The 18,913-nt window shown below is 63.5% G+C and carries 16 protein-coding genes; 9 read left to right on the top strand and 7 right to left on the bottom strand.

All coding sequences use genetic code 11. From position 1 onward, the window contains the following. Positions 1-5: 5 nt before the first annotated feature. The 5 genes from GM79_RS05610 to GM79_RS05590 form a co-directional block, all read right to left on the bottom strand. Complete coding sequence (locus GM79_RS05610) at positions 6-1,172, bottom strand: acyltransferase family protein (protein WP_051718556.1); 1,167 nt, start codon at positions 1,170-1,172, stop codon at positions 6-8. A gap of 78 nt (positions 1,173-1,250) precedes the next feature. After that, positions 1,251-2,462: an anhydro-N-acetylmuramic acid kinase gene (locus GM79_RS05605; protein WP_035560545.1), complete on the bottom strand. Its 1,212-nt coding sequence runs from the start codon at positions 2,460-2,462 to the stop codon at positions 1,251-1,253. A 361-nt stretch (positions 2,463-2,823) separates the two neighbouring features. Continuing rightward, positions 2,824-4,440, bottom strand: a complete 1,617-nt coding sequence (treA, locus tag GM79_RS05600) for an alpha,alpha-trehalase TreA (RefSeq protein WP_235183925.1) — start codon at positions 4,438-4,440, stop codon at positions 2,824-2,826. 230 nt (positions 4,441-4,670) lie between these two features. Continuing rightward, a complete protein-coding gene (locus GM79_RS05595) occupies positions 4,671-6,473 on the bottom strand; it encodes a glycoside hydrolase family 10 protein (RefSeq protein ID WP_035560541.1) in 1,803 nt (600 codons plus the stop codon). A gap of 217 nt (positions 6,474-6,690) precedes the next feature. After that, a complete protein-coding gene (locus GM79_RS05590; RefSeq protein ID WP_035560539.1) occupies positions 6,691-6,963 on the bottom strand; it encodes a hypothetical protein in 273 nt (90 codons plus the stop codon). A gap of 150 nt (positions 6,964-7,113) precedes the next feature. On the opposite strand from GM79_RS05590, the gene GM79_RS05585 reads away from it, so the two are divergent. From GM79_RS05585 to GM79_RS05570, 4 genes are all read left to right on the top strand, one after another. Then, positions 7,114-7,962, top strand: coding sequence for a hypothetical protein (locus GM79_RS05585; protein ID WP_035560537.1), 849 nt, complete (start codon positions 7,114-7,116; stop codon positions 7,960-7,962). Positions 7,963-8,031: 69 nt separating this feature from the next. Continuing rightward, entirely contained in the window at positions 8,032-8,898 is an 867-nt protein-coding gene (locus GM79_RS05580; RefSeq protein WP_051718555.1) for a rhomboid family intramembrane serine protease, read from the top strand. A 96-nt stretch (positions 8,899-8,994) separates the two neighbouring features. Continuing rightward, a complete protein-coding gene (locus tag GM79_RS05575; protein WP_035560535.1) occupies positions 8,995-10,002 on the top strand; it encodes a zinc-binding dehydrogenase in 1,008 nt (335 codons plus the stop codon). Positions 10,003-10,148: 146 nt separating this feature from the next. Beyond that, positions 10,149-10,430 carry a hypothetical protein gene (locus GM79_RS05570; protein ID WP_035560533.1) on the top strand — a complete coding sequence of 94 codons (282 nt, stop codon included), beginning with the start codon at positions 10,149-10,151 and terminating at the stop codon, positions 10,428-10,430. Here the strand turns inward: GM79_RS05570 and GM79_RS22780 are convergent. After that, the gene (locus GM79_RS22780; RefSeq protein WP_161787125.1) at positions 10,427-11,827 is read right to left on the bottom strand and encodes an FAD/NAD(P)-binding protein; all 1,401 of its coding nucleotides are present in this window, start codon (positions 11,825-11,827) and stop codon (positions 10,427-10,429) included. The two genes, GM79_RS05570 and GM79_RS22780, sit on opposite strands and share 4 nt — an antisense overlap. A gap of 147 nt (positions 11,828-11,974) precedes the next feature. Continuing rightward, positions 11,975-12,943, bottom strand: coding sequence for an ADP-glyceromanno-heptose 6-epimerase (gene rfaD, locus GM79_RS05550; RefSeq protein WP_035560526.1), 969 nt, complete (start codon positions 12,941-12,943; stop codon positions 11,975-11,977). Between the two features lie 74 nt (positions 12,944-13,017). Here rfaD and GM79_RS05545 point away from each other — a divergent pair, with 74 nt between their 5' ends. The 5 genes from GM79_RS05545 to GM79_RS05525 form a co-directional block, all read left to right on the top strand. After that, the gene (locus GM79_RS05545; RefSeq protein ID WP_051718553.1) at positions 13,018-13,920 is read left to right on the top strand and encodes an ABC transporter substrate-binding protein; all 903 of its coding nucleotides are present in this window, start codon (positions 13,018-13,020) and stop codon (positions 13,918-13,920) included. Continuing rightward, positions 13,920-14,936 carry a FecCD family ABC transporter permease gene (locus GM79_RS05540; RefSeq protein ID WP_035560524.1) on the top strand — a complete coding sequence of 339 codons (1,017 nt, stop codon included), beginning with the start codon at positions 13,920-13,922 and terminating at the stop codon, positions 14,934-14,936. Before GM79_RS05545 ends, GM79_RS05540 begins: the two co-directional genes overlap by 1 nt. 80 nt (positions 14,937-15,016) lie before the next feature. Continuing rightward, complete coding sequence (locus GM79_RS05535) at positions 15,017-15,430, top strand: 6-pyruvoyl trahydropterin synthase family protein (RefSeq protein ID WP_035560523.1); 414 nt, start codon at positions 15,017-15,019, stop codon at positions 15,428-15,430. 114 nt (positions 15,431-15,544) lie between these two features. Beyond that, on the top strand, positions 15,545-16,657 hold the full coding sequence (lpxB, locus tag GM79_RS05530) for a lipid-A-disaccharide synthase (protein ID WP_035560520.1): 1,113 nt from the start codon (positions 15,545-15,547) through the stop codon (positions 16,655-16,657). Between the two features lie 234 nt (positions 16,658-16,891). After that, positions 16,892-18,913: reprolysin-like metallopeptidase (locus GM79_RS05525; protein ID WP_152559857.1), on the top strand; the 2,022-nt coding region annotated here is incomplete at its 3' end.

Here is an 18,913-nt window from a genome sequence, read left to right as displayed (position 1 = left end):
AGGGCTTACACTTTCCACACGATACCTTTTTTGTACATCCAGCTCAAAACGCCCAGCCAGATGAGCACCAGCAGCACGGCCCCGGCCAGCGAAGCTGCGCGCGGGTCGGCAAAATAGGGCGCGATGCCCCATTCGTAAAGCCACTCCTTCAGGCCCACGGGGTTGCCAGCCGGGCCGGGCAGCCGAAACAGGGCAAACGTGCGCGACAACACCACCGACAAGCTGAACACCAGGATGGCATTGACGCCGTAAACTACTGCCGGGCGCGTCCAGGCGCGGTGCCCCCGCACGTCGCAAATCCAGTAGAGCGCGGCCAGGCCCGCCATTGCCAGCCCGCCGGTGTAGAGCACGTAAGGGCTGGTCCAGAGGGCTTTATTGATGGGAAACCACGGCTCCCAGAGCAGCCCGAGCACGGTGACCACGCCCGCGGCCACGAACAGCCAGGCGACTTTGGCGGCGGGCTCCCGGTCCGGCCGCCGCAGCCACTGCGCGCTGAGTACGCCCAACAGGCCGGTACTCAGGGCGGGCAGGGTGCCCAGCAGACCTTCGGGGTCCCAGGTTTTGCTTTGGTTCCAGAGGTGAGCTTCGCCCAGCAGCAGGCGGTCGAGCCAGGCGCCGAGGTTGGTGGCGGGCTCCAGGTTGGCGGGGCCAAAACCGGGCACCGGCACCAGTTGCAGCAGCACGGCGTAGCCCAGCAGCAGGGCCGCCAGCAGCCCGAGCTGCGTGCGCCAGCCGGTTTTCAAAAACACCAGGCTGCACCCCAGAAACACCAGCGCGATGCGCTGCAGCACGCCCGGAATCCGCACTGCGGAGAAATCAAACTTCGGGTAGAGCGCCAGGAATAATCCCAGCCCAAAAATTACGGCGGCGCGCCGTAGTACGCGCCAAATCACAGCATTTTGGGCCGTGCTCAGTTGCTTGGCGCCGTCCAGGGCGTACACCAAGCTCACGCCCACGATGAACAGGAAAAACGGAAAAATGAGGTCTGTGGGCGTGCAGCCATGCCAGGCCGCGTGCTCGAAGGGCGGGTAAATGTGGCCCCAGTCGCCGGGGTTATTCACCAGAATCATGGCCATCACGGTGAGGCCCCGGAAGACATCGAGCGAGACCAGACGCACGGGTCGGGAAGTGAGAGCAGGAACGGCCGGCGCGGCGGCGGACAGGGTTGGCATGGGGCGGCGGAAACGGCGGGGCACGGGCCCACGGCGAAGGTCGTTAATTTCTTCGCGCCCGCAAATGCCCGCTTCCGCTTAGCCCGGCAGGGAGATTTTGCCCAGGCTCACGGCCGGCACGCGCTGCCGGCCCGCCCCAATGGCCACGGGCTGGCCCGCCACCGCCTCGTTGGCCAGCACCGCAAACAGGATGGCCTCCTTGGCATCGCCGGGTACGCCCAAGGCGTCGGTGGGGGCGAAGCTGGCGTGCGGCAGGTGGCGTTTGAGGGCGGCCATCAGCACCGGATTGTGCGCCCCGCCGCCGCTGGTGTACACCGCCGTAGGGGCCAGCCGCTCGGCAAAAGCTGCTTCCACGGCCCGCGCCACGCTCATAGCGCTGAATTCGGCCAGCGTAGCCAAGGTGTCTTCCAGGCCCAGGGTGAGCGTGCCGCTGCGCTCCTGCGCGTCGGCCAGGTAATCGGGGCTGAATAGCTCCGGCCCGGTGGTTTTGGGCAGCGGCGCCACGAAAAAGTCGTGACCCAGCAGCGCCGATAACAGCCCCTGGTGCACCTGCCCATCCGCTGCCAGCCGGCCGCCCTCGTCGTACTGCAGGCCGGGGCGGAAAATCCGCACGGTGGCGTCGAGCAGGGTATTGCCCGGCCCGGTATCGGTGCTGAAAGCGGTGTGGGCATCGCCGCCAGCACGGGGCAGGTAGGTGAAGTTGGCGATGCCGCCCAGGTTGAGCAGCAGCCGTTCCTCGTCAGGGCTGCTCAGCAGCAAAAAGTCGCCGTAGGCCGCCAGCGGAGCCCCTTCGCCGCCGGCTGCCACGTGCTTCTGGCGGAAGTCGCTCAGCGTAATGATGCCCGTGCCCACGGCCACGTGGTCGCCGTCGCCGAGCTGCAGGGTGGCATTTTGGGGGAATTCGAGGCGCCGGTGCTGGTGTTGCGGCGCGTGGTACACCGTCTGGCCGTGACTGGCAATCAGGTCAATTTCGTCGGGGCGGATTTGCCACTCGCGCAGGCAGTCCAGCACCGCGTCCGCGTGCAGGCGGCCCAGCCAGGGGTGGAGCAGGGTGAGGTATTCCAGGCTGACCTGCTCCCTGGCAAACACGGTGCGAATGCGGGCCCGCGTATCGTCGTCGTACGGCACGGTGCGGAACTGCTCTAATTCCAGCCGTGTGCCCGGCCCGTGCCCGCTGAGGCGGCACAAAGCCACGTCAAGTCCATCGAGCGAAGTGCCCGACATCAGGCCGATAATCCGGCGGCTGGGCTGGCTGGCAACCTGGTGCAGGCGGGCGAGGTGAGGATTCACAGGCGGGAGGAAAAGATTGGTAAGTGGCAAGTCACCACGCTCAAAGCCAGAAGACAGTGAGCCAACTACTTATGAGCTGCGTGACTTCAGCTACTAAGCAGTGGAGCATAAGTAACTGTAATCTGTTTGGGTTGTCATGCTGAGCTTGTCGAAGCATCTCTACCGCACCGTTGAAAGGTATTGACGGTGCGGTAGAGATGCTTCGGCTGCGCTCAGCATGACAACATTCTAATCAGTTTTATTAACTGATGTTACGCACCATCCTAGCGGACTGCCTGGAAACGGCCTTTGCTGATGCACCTAAAGTCTCTTTGTGAAGCGTAGGCGCAATCAGTGCGTAACATCAGCTTTATTAAACTGCCTACTTCAGCTTGTACCAATCCAGCAGCTTCAGCAGCACGCCATTGGTCCAGCCGAAGCCGTCCTGCAGGGGATACTCGCCGCCGCCGGCGGGGCGGGTGGGGTCCGTCACGTCGTACTTTTCCAGCAGCTTCCCGGTCTGGGTGAACACGCGGCGGTTCAGTCGCACCCAGCGCAGCGCAATGGTATCGGCGAGTGGGCGCTGCTCGTAGCGCCGCAGTCCGTCGATGGCCAGGTAGTGCAGCGGCGCCCAGCCGTTGGGCGCGTCCCACTGCTGCCCGGTTTTGCTGAGTGTGGTAACCAGGCCGCCGGGTTTCAGGAAGTTGGCTTTCAGATTCGTAGCTACCCGGCTGGCCTGAGCGGGCGTAGCCAGCCCGAAAGCCAGCGGAAACACGCCCGCCAGCGTGCGCACCGGGGAGCGCTGCCGCTTGCGCCAGTTGTAGTCCTGAAACCAGCCCGTTTTCGGGTCCCAGCTCAGGGCCAGTAGGGCGGCCTGGCGACGGCTGGCTTTGGCGGCATAGCTGCGGGCCTGGGCCGGCTGCCCGGCCGCCTGGCAGGCCTCGGCCAGGGTTTGCTCCATCTGGTAAAGCAGGCAGTTGAGGTCCACGGGTACCAAATCGGTGGTTTGAATGGTGGAGAGCCCGCCTCCGGCCGCAAACCAGCGGCTGCTGAAATCCCAGCCCGACGCCGCGGCTGCCCGCACGTTGCGGTAGAACTGCGCGGGCGGCTGCTTGCTGCCTTTGGCCGCAGCCACGTCTTCGGCGTAAGATTCTTCGCGCGGCTGCGTGCTCTCGTCCCAATAGCGGTTCAGGACGGCACCGCCGGGCAACCGCACCACCCGGTGGGCGGCGGTGCCCGGAGTCAGTTTTTCCGCGCCCAGCATCCAGTAGCGGTACTCGCGCTCCAGGGCCACGCGGTAGCGCAGCAGCATGCCATTGCCCTGGCGCTTGGCCATCAGGGCCACCATGCTGGAAAAGAACGGGGGCTGCGACCGGGTGAGGTAGTAGCTGCGGTTGCCGTTGGGCACGAAGCCGTAGCGGTTAATGAGAAAGGCAAAATTGTCGGTGAGGTTGTTCAGCAGCTCGTTTTTGCCGGCTTCGGCCAGGCCCAGCATCGTGAAGTACGAATCCCAGTAGTACACCTCGCGGAAACGGCCGCCAGGCACGATGTAGGGCTTGGGCAAGGGCAGCAGGGAGCGGTAGGCCGCCAGCGAATCGGCGGGGTCGGCGGCGGGCGCGGCGGGCCGGGCCAGTACGGTCCACAGGGTATCGAGGTGGTGGCGCAGGCCGGCGCTTACGTTGCTTTGGAAGGGCGTGGCACCTTCCGCGGGCAGGTCAAAGTGCGCTTCCACAAACGCTTTGAGCTGGAAGCCAGGTTGGCTTTTTTCGCGGTTCCAGGCCGCCAGAATAGTGGCCGGCCGCTGTCGGGGCGCGGCATCAACAAACGTCTTGTTATCGGCAAACACACGGCCCAGCTGCACCGCCTCAAACAGGCCCGGAAACAGCTGCCGGGGCGAGGCCGGCCGGGCTGGCACGGCGGGCAGCACCGGCTTGGGTGCCACTGGCGGGGCTACCTGGCCAATTTGCGCGCGGCCGGACAGCGGGATTATGCTAAGCAAGGCGAGGGAATAGTGAATTATTCTTTTAGTCATTGGATAGCAAAGTAGTTGTAAGTGGTATGGGTTCCGGAGCCGTGCACCCCATCCCCTAGCCCCTTCCCCTCCGGGGGAAGGGGGACTAATTCTAGTTATAGGGTCTAAAAATAGCCTTATCTATGTCTAAAAAATAGTCCCCCTTCCCCCGGAGGGGAAGGGGCTAGGGGTTGGGGTGTACGCTTGAGCGGCAACCCCTACCGCCCAAAAATTCGCGAGAAAAAGCCGCGCCGCTTAGCCTTGGTTTTGACTTTAACGGGCTGGGCGGCTCCCGCCCGGCTTGCCCCCGAAGCCGTGGGTGCCGGCACTGCGCGCGGCGGAGCTACGGCCACTGCTGGCGGGGTGGCCGTGGGGGCCGGGGCGGCGGCAACGGTGCCGGCCGGCGCTTGGCCCTGGGCCAACTCGGGCTGCGGCTGGCCGTTGGTGATGACGCGCATGGGCCGGCTCTCGTTGTGCAGGCGGTCTACGGCCGTGACGTAGTATGCGTAGGCCTGGCCGGGCACGGCGGTGGTATCGACGTAGGTGGCTGGGAAGCCGGGCGCGGGGCGGGGCAGGGCCAGAATGCGGCGCGGGTCGTTGGGCGTGCTCCGCTCGTTGGCGCCGAAGCGGTAGAGGACGTAGTAGGTGGCGGCGTCGCCGTCGGTGGCCACCGGGCCGGGCTGCCAGCTCAGCGTGACGGCGGTGCCGGCGCGGCGCAGCAGCAGGTTGGCCACGGGCTGGGGCGGCAGGGCGTCGAGCCACGGCATGGTGGGCACCAGGGCCGGGTGGCGGTATAGGTTTTGGCGCAGGGTGTCGGTGGTGTGCAGGGGGTTGGCCAGCACCGATTTGGCCGAGAAAAACACGCTGCCGGTCACCTCCTCGCCATACGAGCGGTTGAGGCGGATTTGGCGTGGCAGCTCGCGCGGGTTGCGCCAGGTAGTGTCCGAGCGCGTGCTTTCCAGCATCCGGTAGGTGCCGTGGCCGATGTAGAGGTGGCGGTCGAAGTGGTTGCGCGTCCACCATTCGAGCAGAATGGGGTAGGGCACGAGCTTGAAATTGGTGCTCCAATAAAGCTGCGGCACGATGTAGTCAATCCAGCCCTTCTCCAGCCACAGCCGCGAATCGGCGTACAGATTGGCGTACGACGGCTGCCCGGCGCGGGTGTCGGAGCCCAGCGGGTCGGCCGATTTATTCATCCAAACGCCGAAGGGCGAGATGCCGAATTTCACCCAGCGCTTGGCCGACTGAATGCTGTCGCGCAGGTCATGAATCAGCACGTTCACGTTGTTGCGGCGCCAGTCGGCCAGTTTGGCAATGCCCCCAGGATTGTGCTCCTGAAAGGCGGCCTCGTCGTGAAAAACCTTGCCCGGTGCCGGATAAGGGTAGAAATAGTCGTCGAAATGCACCGCATCAATATCGTAGCGCCGCACCACGTCCAGAATCACGCGGCTGATGTGGGCGCGCACCTCGGGCAGGCCGGGGTTGTAGAGCAGCTGCCCGCCGTAGCGCAAAAACCACTGCGGATGCTGCCGGTACGGGTGGTTGGCGGCCAGGCGGGCCGTCACCGAATCCATCGTAGCCCGGTAAGGGTTAAACCAAGCGTGAAACTCCATTCCGCGCCGGTGCGCCTCGGTAATGAGGAAGGGCAGCGGGTCGTCGCCGTTGGCCGGGGCCTTGCCCTGCGTGCCGGTCAGCCACTTGCTCCAGGGTTCAATGTCGGACTTATAAAAGGCATCCGAAGCCGGCCGGATTTGCACAAATACGGCGTTGAGGCCGGCCCGCTGCCCGGCATCGAGCAGGCGCAGGTAGTCGCGGCGGTATTGCTCGGGCGTTTGGCCGCGCTGCCGGGGCCAGTCGATGTTTTCGACGGTGGCAATCCACATGCCGCGCAGTTCGCGCTTGGGCGGCGGGGGCGCGTCCTGGTCGTCGGCATTTTGGGCCTGCACCGGCGCGATTAAGCCAGTTGAAGCAATAAATAAAAGAAAAAACAGGAAACGGCTAGCGGCGAAAAATCGGACCATTAATAAAAATTAGCATCACGGATAAGGGCTGCAAATTACGCCGCCAGCCGCCCCCGCGACACAAAAGCGGTTGAGCTTTCCGGCTGATACCACTAAAAAAAGCTGTCGTGCCGCCGCCCGAATTGCCTTTTTTCGCTCCAATAACTTGGTTGGTGGGAAGAAAAGGTTTCGGGCGGCGGCACGACAGTAGGCGTGTTTCTGCGAGGGGCGGGCGGGTTTACGAACCGGTCAGCTCGGTGTCGGTTTTGGGCTGGTCGGGGCCGCCTTCCATGCCGTTGGTTTGGCTGGCGTTGCCATAGTCGCCGCGGATGCCGGCGCCGTCGCCCATGTTTTCCTGGGTGCTTTCGGGCATGGCGCCGTCGGCGGCGGTGCCAGCTTCGGGGTTGCCGGAGGCGTTCTGGTCGGTGTCGGCGCCTTGCGGAGTGGTGATGCCGCCGGTGCTGGCTTGGTCGGGACGCGGGTCGGTGGGATTTTGCTCGGGGGTAGGCATAGTAATTAGAAAAAGAATGATGGCCGGAGCCGTGCTTACGGCCCCAATGCAACGGTTTACGGCCCCGGCGCCCCACGGTTGGCTGCAACTTATTGGCCGGCGCTTCCCATCTTGCCGCCTGCAATCATCCTTCAGCTTTTGCCCCCTGCCGTGTCCGACGCCGCCCCCGATTTTTACCACCAGAAAACCGATGCCGAACTGCTCTATTTCGTCGAGCATCCCAACCTCTATCAGGCCGCGCTGGTCGACGAAGCCCGCCGCGAGCTGCGGCGTCGGGGCGTAGCGCCCGCCGCGCCGGCTTTTGCCTCGCCAGCTGCCTACGTTTCGCCGTCCGAAGTCCCGCAATCCAAGCCCTGGGGCAAGGTGGTAGGGGTAGGAGTATTGGTGCTGGCATTGGGTGGCGGCACCTACTTTTTGCAGCAGCAAAGCACTGCCCAGGAAGCCGAATTGCAGGCACGCGCGGCGGCCAAGCGCCGCCTGCCCCCGCCCCGCCTCGTGGAAGTGGCCACCAGCGCCATTCCCAACTACGACGGGGTGGTGACCCAGGCCGTGGCCCAGCAGCTGAGCAAGGTGCCCGCCTCCGAACAAGCTAATGCCCAGCACCTGAGCCAGTATCGGGAGCTGTCCAAACGCTTCTGGGCGGCCCAGACTAAAACCGAATACGTTTTTGCCGAAGCCCGGCAAGGCAATAGCGACGCGCTGGCCGGCCACGTCGAAGACGCGCAAGCCGCCTGGGAGCCCTGGAGCAAAGCCAACCTCTACGGCTACAAGCTAGGCCCCACGATGGCCACCCACCTGGACCTGATGACGCGCGTGGCCAACGAGCAGCAGGAAGGCCTGACGGATTTGTACCTGGTGGCGAAAAATCCGCAGCCTTTTGAAAACGAGAAAACCCTGCGCCGCGAAGCCGACGTGAGCGACCTGCTTTCGGGGCTGCTGCCCAAATCGCCGGTCACGGGCCAGCCCTACAATACCGTAACGAGGCAGGTCGAGCTCTAGCCTGCTGCAACACCTGGCAAAGTGGCCGGTTGAGACAAGGTGGCGCACTCCTTGCCGCGCCCCGCTTTCATGGAAGAACCCGTTCCCGCGTCCGCTCCCGGTAGCACTGCCGCCCTGGCCGCGCAGCTCTTTGCCCAAAAGCCCGACGCCGAGCTCCTGTATATGGCCCAGAATGCGGCCCGCTACCCGCCCGCCGTGGGTGCCGCTGCCGTAGCCGAGCTGCGGCGGCGCGAGCTGCTGCCCGACTCTTCGCCGGCTGTATCGCCGCCGCCGTCCGCCGCCCACGAAACCTGGGCCGAGCTGCTGGGCCAGCTGCTGAAGGGCCTTTTTATTCCTTCGCGCCGCTTCCTGGCCACGCCGTTGCTGCTCGACCTCAACCTGCTGGTTTTCGGGCTGATGATTCTGAGCGGTGTGTCCGCGTCCGCGCCCCTGGGCCGCGAGCTGGTGCAGTGGGGTTCCAATGTGTCGGGCCTCACGCTGGCCGGCGAACCGTGGCGGCTGTTCAGCTCCTTGTTTCTGCATGCTGGCCTTTCGCATCTGCTGCTCAACATGCTGTCGCTATGGCTATTGGGGTTGTTGGTGGAAGACCGGGTGGGAGCGTTGCGCCTGGCCTTGGTGTACCTGGCCAGCGGCGTGGGCGGCGGCCTGGCCAGCCTGTGGTGGCACAGCAACGGCGTGAATTCCGTGGGCGCAAGCGGCGCCATTTTCGGTCTCTACGGCTTGCTGCTGGCCCTGTTGATAAGCAAAAAAATCGTACTCGATAAATCCGACCGCCGCGCCATGCTGGGCCTGGTGCTTTATCTGGTGCTCAGTAATTTAATTTCGGGCCTGAGCGGTAACATCGACAACGCGGCTCACTTCGGCGGCCTGCTCACGGGCCTGCTTGTGGCCGGCCCGCTGGCACTAGCAGGCCTCAAAAAGCACAGCGAGAGCTGAATAGCCACGTTAACAAATTTTTAAACTCTGCGGACCTCCGCGCAAACCTCAGCGGACCTCTGCGAGAAATTCCCAACCAAAGTAGTGCAACCCATCATGCAAGCCCTCCAACTCGACGCCATTCACCAGCCCGTCACGCTCCGCGACGTGCCCACGCCCGCACCCGCTGCGGGCGAAATCCTCGTGAAACTCCATGCCGCCGCCCTTAACCACCGCGACGTTTTTATTCAGCAGGGGCAGTATGCGGGCATTAAGCTGCCCTGCACGCTGGGCTCCGACGGTGCCGGAGAAGTAGCGGCGCACGGGGACGGCGTACCGGCCTCCGCGCCGGGTATCGGGGCGCGCGTCCTCCTCAATCCCGGCTTGCGCTGGGGTGACAACCCCAAGGTGCAGGCGCGCGATTTTGTGGTGCTGGGTATGCCCGACCCCGGCACCTTTGCCGAGTACATCGCACTGCCGGCCCGCTACGTCCAACCCCTGCCGGCCCACCTGAGCTTTGAGCAGGGTGCCGCGCTGCCGCTGGCGGGCCTCACCGCCTACCGGGCGGCGTTCACGCGGGCACAGGTGCAGGCGGGCGAGCGGGTGCTGGTAACCGGCGTGGGCGGCGGCGTGGCGCTGCTGGCGGCTCAGTTTTGCGCGGCGCGCGGCGCCGAGGTGTGGGTAACGTCCGGCTCGGAGGAAAAGCTGGCGCGGGCGCAGGCGCTGGGCGCGAAAGGCGGCATCAATTACAACGCCGAAAATTGGGTGAAAACCCTGGTGCAGCAGGCTGGCGGCCCGTTCGATGTGATTATTGACAGTGCCGCCGGGCCCGCTTTCAACGCCTTGCTGGATGCGGCCGCGCCCGGCGGCCGCATCGTGTTTTTCGGGGGCACGCTGGGCGCTATTCCGCAGCTGCCGCCCGCCAAAGTCTTCTGGAAGCAGCTCACCATTCTGGGTTCAACGATGGGTAGCGAACAGGATTTTGCCGCGATGCTCCAGCTCGTGACCGAAAAGCAGATTGTGCCCGTCGTGGACGAAGTATTCCCTTTGGGCGACGGGGAAGCCGCCCTGCGCCGCCTCGAAGCCGGCGCGCAATTCGGCAAAGTGGTGCTGAAAATCAGCTGAGTTTCAGGAGTAATTAGCGGCAGAAATCAGTTAAGAGTTAGGGCCTGAAATTAACTCAAAAAAGTGGCTTATAAGGAATGTAAACCAAGTATTCGGGGTTAATAAAGCACGCCGATACTGGCTCGAATTCACCATTAGATTCCGCTATGAAGTCCGCCGCCGAATACCTCGAAGCCCACGTTTTTGAAGCCCGCCGCCCGCGCCGGGAATTACAGCCCGTGGTAGCTTATGCCGATGCCGCACAAGCCATCGAACAAGCCCTGGCCGATGCCGAGAAATATAAATACTTGCTGATGCGTGCCCTCCGTCGCCACACCGACGATACCATAATTGCAACTGCTGCCTCAGCAGTTCCGTCCAGCGGCTTCGTCCCCGACGACGTTCCTGTACGTCCTCTCTATCCAAACCAGCTCCGTATGGCGGCTTAGGCAATTTCCCCAGTTTCACGTCCCGCTATTTCGGCGGCTAAATCCACGGCTTGTCGGCGTATTTCCGGTACCGCGGTCGATTCGAAATAGGCCGGCCGCCGGCTGGAGCCCAGCGTGAACAGCCCGGCGGCCGGCGTGCCGTTCTCCTCAAGCAGCGCGCCGGCCGCATCGGTGAGGATGCCCAGGCGCAAGGGGTCGGGGCAGAGCTGGCCGTCCTCGCGCAGGCTCACTACCAGCGGGTCGGCAATGCGATTGTAATCGAGCAGCGGCCCGGCGCAGTTGATGACGTGCTGCACGGTGAGCCAGGAATCCGCTTCGCCGTAGGGCCCCACGCGCACGCGCAGCCAAGGGCCGTCGGGGATGATTTCGCGCACGGTGCCCAGGCGCATCCGGACCAGACCGGCGGCCTTGAGGGCTGCTACGGCGGCCGTATTCTGGGGCGGGCTGCGGTGGCGGCCCACTGCCCACAGGCCCGCCAGGTGCTGCAAAAAGCGGTGCTGCTCGGCCAGCGACCACAGGGCCCAGATGCGGCCCAGGTCGGGACGCAGCGCATCGAGCACCGGCTGCCAGCCAATATTTTGGGCCGCCGCGACCCGCAGCTCGCGCTTAAACGCCGCTACCGCTCCATTTACAGTGGTTTCGTGGGCCAGCTTGTCGAAAAAGTTGGGATACGGGGTGGTGGCCGGCTCGTGGGCGGCGGGCCAGCGGCCGTGGCGGGACACCACGGTAATGGGCGCGCGGTGGCCATCCTGGCGCAGGGCCAGCAGCACGTCCACCGCTGTCAGCCCCGAGCCAATGAGCAGCACCTGCTCATCAGGGCCAATGCGGCGGACGTTGCCGGCCGCCCATGGGTTGGCGTGGTAGCCGGGGTGCTCCAGGTAGCGCAGGTCGGGGCCGGCGGGCGGCGGGGGCGGGAAGTTGCCCAGTGCCAGCACCACATAATCGCTGGTAATGCTGGTGCCGTTAGCCAGGCGCACGGTGCGGCGGCCATCGGGCAGGGGCGGGGCGGCTACGGCCGAGGTGGCGTGCAATTCTACCACGGGCAAGCCTGTTGCGGGGTGCAGGGCAGCCGTTAGCTCTTCGTTTAAATAACGGCCGTATGCGGAGCGGGGAGCAAATTCGGGTTGGCCAGCCGTGCTCTCGGGCTGGCTCAGCATCCAGGCCGCGAAGTGTTCGGGCTGGTCGGGGTACAGGCTCAACGAACCGGACCGCACGTTGAGCAGGTGCTCGTGCCGCTGGGCCGAATAGGCCAGACCAGGGCCGGGCGCGGGGCGCGGCTCGATGAGGTGAATGCGCGCCTGCGCCAGCGCCGGCTGCCGCCGCAGATGTAACACCAGCGCCGTGCCCGCAAAGCCGCCGCCCACAACAGTAATAACGGGCCCGGCAGGTTTAGTCACGATGGTTGGAAGGGGTGGAAAAGGCAATGAAACGCCACGGCCGCCGCCGCGCGCCGCGCCGAAACAACCGCTGCGGAGGCAGCGTAACCCAGGGCCGCCCCAATGGTTTGGCCCCGGCTACTGCCCGGCAAGCTAGAAAATTCGTGCTTATAAATACCGGCCGGGCACGAGGTAGTGCTGCACGTAATCGGTAATACCGTCTTCTAAACGCGTGAAAGGCCGGTCGTAGCCAATGCTTTTGAGCTTGCTCATATCGGCCTCGGTGAAGTACTGGTACTTGTCGCGAATGTCCTCGGGCGTGTCCTTAAAGTGGATGTCGGCGGTGCGGCCCAGGGCGTTGAACGTGTTCAGGGCCAGGTCGAGGAAGGTGCGGGCCTCGCCGCTGCCGAGGTTGTAGATGCCCGAATCTTTGCGGTGGTTCAGCAGGAAGTAGCACACTTCCACCACGTCTTTCACATACACGAAGTCGCGCATCTGGCCGCCGTCGGTGTAGTCCGGATTGTGCGATTTAAAAAGCGTCATCGAGCCCGTTTGCTGAATCTGGTTGAAGGCGTGGAGTATCACCGACGCCATGCGGCTTTTGTGGTACTCGTTGGGCCCGTACACGTTAAAAAACTTCAAGCCGGCCCAGAAATACGGCTTTTCGGCCTGGGCCAGGGCCCAGTTGTCGAAGTCGTTCTTCGAGTCGCCGTAGGGGTTCAGCGGGCGGTAGAGGGGAAACAGGGCTTCGTCGGTATCGGTGTAGCCCAGAATGCCGTCGCCGTAGGTAGCGGCCGACGAGGCGTACACCAGTGGCAGCTGGTACTGGCAGCAGGCCAGCCACATCTGCTTCGAATAGTTCAGGTTGAGCAGGTCGAATACGGCCGGGTCCATCTCGGCGGTATCGGTGCGGGCGCCGAGGTGAAACACGAACTCCACCTGCGCGTGGTTGGCATCGAGCCAGTCGAAAAACGTTTCGCGGTCCACGTACTCGCGCAGCTTCTTGCCGGTGATGTTGGGCAGCTTTTTTTCAACCGAAAAATTATCCACCACCACGATGTCGTTGAAGTTGGCGGCGTTGAGGCGGGAGACTAGGCAGCTGGCAATGAAGCCGGCCGCGCCGGTTACTACTATCATAGGGCAGGAAGTTGGGTTGGGGCAAAGGTAAACCGGCGCGCCCCGTCGTTGGTCCCCGGCCCTACCTTTGCCCCATGCGCTTTTTGTATCTGTTTTTAGCGGTTGCGTTGCTGGCCGGCTGCCAGCCGGAATCCCGGTCCGCCGCCTCCGTAACCGTGCAAGACGGCCTGGGCCGGCGCCTGACCCTGCCCGCGCACCCGCGCCGGGTGCTGGCCCTGGCCCCCAGCATGACCGAAGTCCTGTTTGCCGTGGCCGATACCGCCACCATCGTGGCCCGCGTGCCCCAGGACAACTACCCGGCCGCCGTGCTCCGCAAACCTGTCGTTAACAATTACCCGCTCGACCTGGAAAAGCTGGTTCTGCTAAAGCCGGACATCGTTTTTACCGTCGAAGGCATCACGTCCGTGGCCGATGCCCAACGCCTTCAGGAACTGGGGATTCCGGTGTATTACCAGCGCTACCGCACCGTGGAGGACGTTTTCACGGGTATCGAAACCGTGGGCCGGCTATTGGGCCGCGAAACGCAGGCCAAGCACCTGGCCGATTCACTGCGGCAGCAGCTCAGCTACGCAGCTACTCAGTCATTCAGTCATTCGCCCAAAGTGCTGGCCATCACCTGGCAGGACCCCATTTATTGCTACGGCCAAAACACGCTTTTTACCGATGAAATCCGGCTGGCGGGTGGGCAGAACGCCGTGGCTGAAACCTTCCCGCAGCCCTACCCGGCCCTCACCCGCGAGTACATTCTCAAGCTGAACCCCGACGTGCTGCTCGGCGGCAGCTTTGGCAAGATGGACAGCACGTTTTTCAAGAATTACCCTGAGCTCAAACGCATCAATGCCTATAAAAGCCGCCGCGTTTTCGCCATCACCGGTAACCTGATGGAGCGGCCCGGCCCGCGCGCGGTGGAGGCCGTGCGCGAACTGCGCGAGCTAATTGCGCCTCGCTTAGCTGGTTCGTTGCCGCCCGTCCGCTGATGCTGGTTCACCGCCCCTTATTATGGCTGACCGTTGGCCTCCTGCTCACGCTGGGGCTCGTGGTGCTGGGCCTGCGGGTGGGCAGCTATGCCACGTCGTACAGCTTCATTTTCAACACCTTTTGGCACTACGACCCCACCGACCCGGCCCAGCTGGTGCTGGTGGAACTGCGTCTGCCGCGCATTGTGCTGGCGCTGCTGGCCGGGGCCAGCCTGGCCGTGAGCGGCTCGCTGCTCCAAACGCTGGTCACCAATCCGTTGGCCGACCCGTACCTGCTGGGCACGGCTTCGGGGGCTTCGTTAGGGGCCATTATTTCTTTTGTGCTGGTGCCGTCGCTCACGGTGGCGGGCGTGTATTTGCCGCCGGTTGCGGCGCTGGTGGGGGCTTTTGGGGCCACGGTGCTGGTGGTGGCGCTGGGCACGCGGCGCGGCCGGATTTTGCCCGCGCCATTGCTGCTGGCGGGCGTGGCGGTGGGCGCCCTGGCGGCGGCCGTGGGCAGCCTGCTCACGTTTCTGGCCAGCGCCGAGGGCAACCTGCGCAGTATCGTGTTCTGGGCGTTCGGCAGCTTTGAGCAGGCCGGGTGGCGCGTGCTGCCCTACCCGGCGGCAGTGCTGGCCATCAGCCTGTTTGTGCTGGCTTTTTTGCAGAAAGACCTCAACCTGCTGCTGCTGGGCGAGGAGCGGGCCGCCGCCCTGGGGCTGCCGGTGGCGCGGCGGCGCTGGCTGCTGGTGCTGCTGGCGGCCGGCCTCACGGGCGGCGTGGTGGCGTTGTGCGGGCCGGTGGGCTTTGTGGGCCTGCTCGTGCCGCACCTCTCGCGGGGGCTGCTGGGCACCACGGGCCGATACAATTTGCTGGTGTGCGCGGTGCTGGGCGGCAGCTTTTTACTGGCCTGCGACTTGCTGGCCCGCATCCTCTACCCGCCGGCCGGGTTGCCGGTGGGCCTGGTCACGGCCCTGTTCGGGGTACCCTTCTTCGTATATTTGCTGCGAAAAGATAATGGAGCGAGTAGCTTTTAGCTGCTAGCCTACGGTTTCTTCTTTTAATGAAAAAACAAAGAGAGCTACCAGCTAACTACTAGTAGCTAATAGCTTACAGAATGATTTACGTTAGCCGCCAGGAACATTTCAACGCTGCCCACAAGCTGCACAACCCCAAGTGGAGCGACGAGCGCAACCGCGAGGTATTTGGCCCCTGCGCCAATACCAACTGGCACGGCCACAACTACGACCTCATTGTGACGGTACGCGGCCAGCCCGACCCCGAAACCGGCTTCGTAGTGGACCTCAAGGCCCTTTCCGACCTGCTCCGCACCCACATTACCGACCAGGTAGACCACAAAAATCTCAACCTGGACGTGCCCTTCATGGCCGGCCTTATGGCCAGTACCGAAAACCTGGCCATCGCCTTCTGGCAAATTCTGGAGCGCGAGCTGCCGGCCATTACCACGGCCCGGCTGCACTGCGTGAAACTCTACGAAACCCCCCGCAATTTCGTGGAATACTACGGATGAAGAAGTTAAGAGTTAGGAGTTAAAAGTTGTGATTTGGCCCCACGGAGTCATTCGTCGCTTATCTACTCATTCCTACAACTCCTAACTCCTGATTCTTAACTCATAACTCAACGAATGAAATATTATCTGATTGCCGGCGAACGGTCGGGCGACTTTCACGCCGCCCACCTCATGCGCGAGTTGCAGGGCGAGGACGCCGACGCCCAGTTCCGGTTTTGGGGCGGCGACCAGATGCAGGCCGTGGGCGGCGAGTTGGTGCGGCACTACCAGGATTTGGCCATCATGGGCTTCGTGGAGGCTGCTACCAGCGTGCTCAAGTTCCGGGGCTACCTCAAGCAGTGCCAGGCCGATTTGCTGGCCTACAAGCCCGATGTGCTGATTCTGGTGGACTACGCGGGCTTCAATCTGCGCATGGCGAAAGTGGCCAAAGGCCACGGCATCAAGGTATTCTACTACATTTCGCCCAAAATATGGGCCTGGAACCAGGGCCGCGTCGAAAAGGTGAAGGAGCGGGTAGACCGGATGTTCGTCATCCTGCCTTTCGAAAAAGAATTTTACGATAAATTCGGCTACCACGTCGACTACGTGGGCAATCCCACGGCCGACGCCGTGGCCGAATTTGAGCCCGACCCCGACTTTTTCGAGCGCAACCGTCTGGAGCCCGACAAGCCCATTATTGCCGTGCTGCCGGGCTCGCGCAAGCAGGAAATTGAGGAAATGCTGCACGAGATGATTGCCATTTTACCGGGCTTTCAGGAGTACCAGTTTGTGGTGGCCGGGGTAGACAACCTCGACCCTAATTACTACAAGCACTTCCACCGCAACGGCATCCGGTTCGTATTCGACCAAACCTTCGACCTGCTGACCCACGCCAAGGCCGCCTTGGTCACCAGCGGCACAGCCACCCTCGAAACCGCCCTCTTCGACGTGCCCCAGATTGTGTGCTACCGCACCAGCGTGCTCAGCTACGCCATTGGCAAAATGGTTATCAAGGTGCCATTTATTTCTTTGGTGAACCTGATTGCGGGCCGCGCCGTGGTGAAGGAGTTCATTCAGAACGACTTCAACGCCCGCAACCTGCTCGACGAGCTCCGCCTGCTGCTCACCGATGAGGCCTACATGGCCCGCATGAAGGCCGGCTACGCCGAACTGCGCCAGAAGCTGGGCCAGCAGCAAGCCGCCAAAAAAACCGCCGGGCTAATGGTGAAATACCTGAAAGCCGGCTGAAAAAAAGTGCTGCCCTGAAAGCAAGCCAGGAATTAAAAAAAGCTCCGGCGCCGTGTGCCGGAGCTTTTTTGCGATTTTATTGCTGCGATTGATGTTCCTGTTATTGTCTTTCCGACGTCCATAAAAACCAGTTTCGAGACCTGTTTTATGTGGCTCGCCCGGCCCGCTGGTTCGCTTATCGGCATACCTGGTTTTTTGCTTAGCTTTACAGATTAACCTCAGGCCCAACTCTTAATGCAGCACTGGTACGCCGGCCGTTTGGCCACCCATCGGTCTCCTTCTTTTTCCGCGCTCAAAGCGAGTTTTAATCACATGGGAGCGGCGCTGCTGCTGGCCTGCAGCACCATCCTGAGCGCCAAAGCCCAGCAGCCGGCCCCTCAGCGGGCGGCGGCCCGGTATTTTCAGGCCAATGCCGAGGCGCGGGCAGCGGTGGCGCGTTCGCCACTGGCGGCAGCGCTGTTTCGCTCGCAGGCGCTGACCCTGGATGTGCCGGCCCTGCGTGCGGCCCTGGCCGCCGCTCCCGCCGAAGCCCGGTCCTCGGCCGCGCCGCTGGTGCTCATGCTACCGCTCCCCAATGGTAGTACTGGTCGGTTCGCCGTCCGCGAGTCGTCGGTGCTGGCACCCGCGCTGGCGGCCCGGTTTCCAAGTATTAAAACCTACGCCGGCGTGGGCCTCGACGATGCGTCGGCCACGGTGCGGCTGGAAATGACCCCCCAGGGCTTCCATGCCCAGGTGCTGGCCGCCGACGGCAATAGCTTTTACATTGACCCTGCCACTCGCACCGATTCCCGGCACTACCTCGGTTTTTATCACCGCGATATGAACCGGGGCGCTTCCCGCACCGCTCTCAATTGTGGTTTTGCCCCCACGGCGGCCACCCAAAAAGCTACCGCGCGGCGGCTGGCGGCTCAGAAGAGCAGCAATAGTCTGGCGCTGGCACGGGCCAGCGGACCGCAGCTGCGCACCTACCGCCTGGCCCTGGCCTGCACCCCCGAATACGCGCTGACTAAAGGCAACACCGTAGCCAGCGTGCTGGCCGCCGAGGCCACCACCGTGAACCGGGTGGTGGGGGTGTACGAAAAGGAGCTGTCGGTGCGCATGGTGCTGGTGCCAAACAACGACCAGCTGGTTTTTCTCAGTGGCACCGGTCCCCAGCCTTCCCCGGCGTATACCAACGACGATGGTGGCCCCATGCTGGAGCAAAATCAGGAGAACGTAGACCGCATCATCGGCAATGCCAATTATGATATTGGCCACGTGGTGAGCACTGGCGGCGGCGGCGTGGCCTTCCTGGGCGTGGTGTGCGACCGCGAGGGGAAAGCTGGGGGTGTGACGGGCCTGCCCAACCCCGTGGGCGACGCGTTTGACATCGATTTTGTGGCGCACGAAATGGGCCACCAGTTTGGCGGTAACCACCCCTTCAATGGCAACGATGGCAGCTGCGCCGGGGGCAACCGCAACCCCGAAACGGCCTGGGAGCCGGGCTCGGGCAGCACGATTATGGCCTACGCCGGTATCTGTGAATCAAACAACGACCTGCAAGCCAACTCCGATGCCACCTTCCACACGGGCAACTACGAGGAAATACGGGCTTTTATTAATGGTACTACCTGCGGCACCAGCCAGGCCACCGGCAATACCGCTCCTACCGTAAGTGTGCCGGCGAGCGGCAGAACTTTACCCATCGGCACGCCTTTCAAACTAACGGCCACCGCTACCGACGCCCAAAACGACCCCATCACGTATTCCTGGGAGGAGCTGGACCTGGGGCCGACCGGAACGCCCACCACGGCCCAGGTGCCGGGGCAGAATATTCCCCTGTTTCGCTCGTTCAACCCTTCCGCGTCCGGAACGCGCTACTTCCCGAGGTTGAGCAATCTGCTGGACAACAGCGTAGTTATCGGGGAGCGGTTGCCCACGGTGACGCGCGCCCTCACGTTTCGGTGCACAGCCCGCGACCAGCACGCCGGACCGCTGGGGGTAGTCGGCGGCGTGAATTTCAGCTCGCTGGTTAGCCTGGATGTGAGCAGCTCGGCGGGCCCCTTCCTGGTGACGGCTCCCAACGCGGCCGAGAGCTGGACCGGAGGCGCCGCCCAAACCATTACCTGGAACGTGGCCAACACCACTGCCGCCCCGGTCAGCTGCGTGCGCGTCAACATCCGGCTGAGCCTCAACGGGGGCGTGACGTATCCCATCCTGCTGGCTGCCAATGAGCTGAACGACGGCTCGGCCGTGGTGGTAGCACCCAGCCCCGCC

It is taken from the genome of Hymenobacter sp. IS2118 (assembly GCF_000715495.1).
Lineage (GTDB): Bacteria > Bacteroidota > Bacteroidia > Cytophagales > Hymenobacteraceae > Hymenobacter.
This window is presented reverse-complemented; position numbering and strand designations above follow the sequence as displayed.

What these genes read in the sequence shown, in the direction of transcription:
- GM79_RS05610 (WP_051718556.1), bottom strand. Translation starts at nt 1,172, where the DNA reads ATGCCAACCCTGTCCGCCGCCGCGCCGGCCGTTCCTGCTCTCACTTCC.
- GM79_RS05595 (WP_035560541.1), bottom strand. Translation starts at nt 6,473, where the DNA reads ATGGTCCGATTTTTCGCCGCTAGCCGTTTCCTGTTTTTTCTTTTATTT.
- GM79_RS05590 (WP_035560539.1), bottom strand. Translation starts at nt 6,963, where the DNA reads ATGCCTACCCCCGAGCAAAATCCCACCGACCCGCGTCCCGACCAAGCC.
- GM79_RS05580 (WP_051718555.1), top strand. Translation starts at nt 8,032, where the DNA reads ATGGAAGAACCCGTTCCCGCGTCCGCTCCCGGTAGCACTGCCGCCCTG.
- GM79_RS05575 (WP_035560535.1), top strand. Translation starts at nt 8,995, where the DNA reads ATGCAAGCCCTCCAACTCGACGCCATTCACCAGCCCGTCACGCTCCGC.
- GM79_RS05570 (WP_035560533.1), top strand. Translation starts at nt 10,149, where the DNA reads ATGAAGTCCGCCGCCGAATACCTCGAAGCCCACGTTTTTGAAGCCCGC.
- rfaD (WP_035560526.1), bottom strand. Translation starts at nt 12,943, where the DNA reads ATGATAGTAGTAACCGGCGCGGCCGGCTTCATTGCCAGCTGCCTAGTC.
- GM79_RS05545 (WP_051718553.1), top strand. Translation starts at nt 13,018, where the DNA reads ATGCGCTTTTTGTATCTGTTTTTAGCGGTTGCGTTGCTGGCCGGCTGC.
- GM79_RS05540 (WP_035560524.1), top strand. Translation starts at nt 13,920, where the DNA reads ATGCTGGTTCACCGCCCCTTATTATGGCTGACCGTTGGCCTCCTGCTC.
- GM79_RS05535 (WP_035560523.1), top strand. Translation starts at nt 15,017, where the DNA reads ATGATTTACGTTAGCCGCCAGGAACATTTCAACGCTGCCCACAAGCTG.
- lpxB (WP_035560520.1), top strand. Translation starts at nt 15,545, where the DNA reads ATGAAATATTATCTGATTGCCGGCGAACGGTCGGGCGACTTTCACGCC.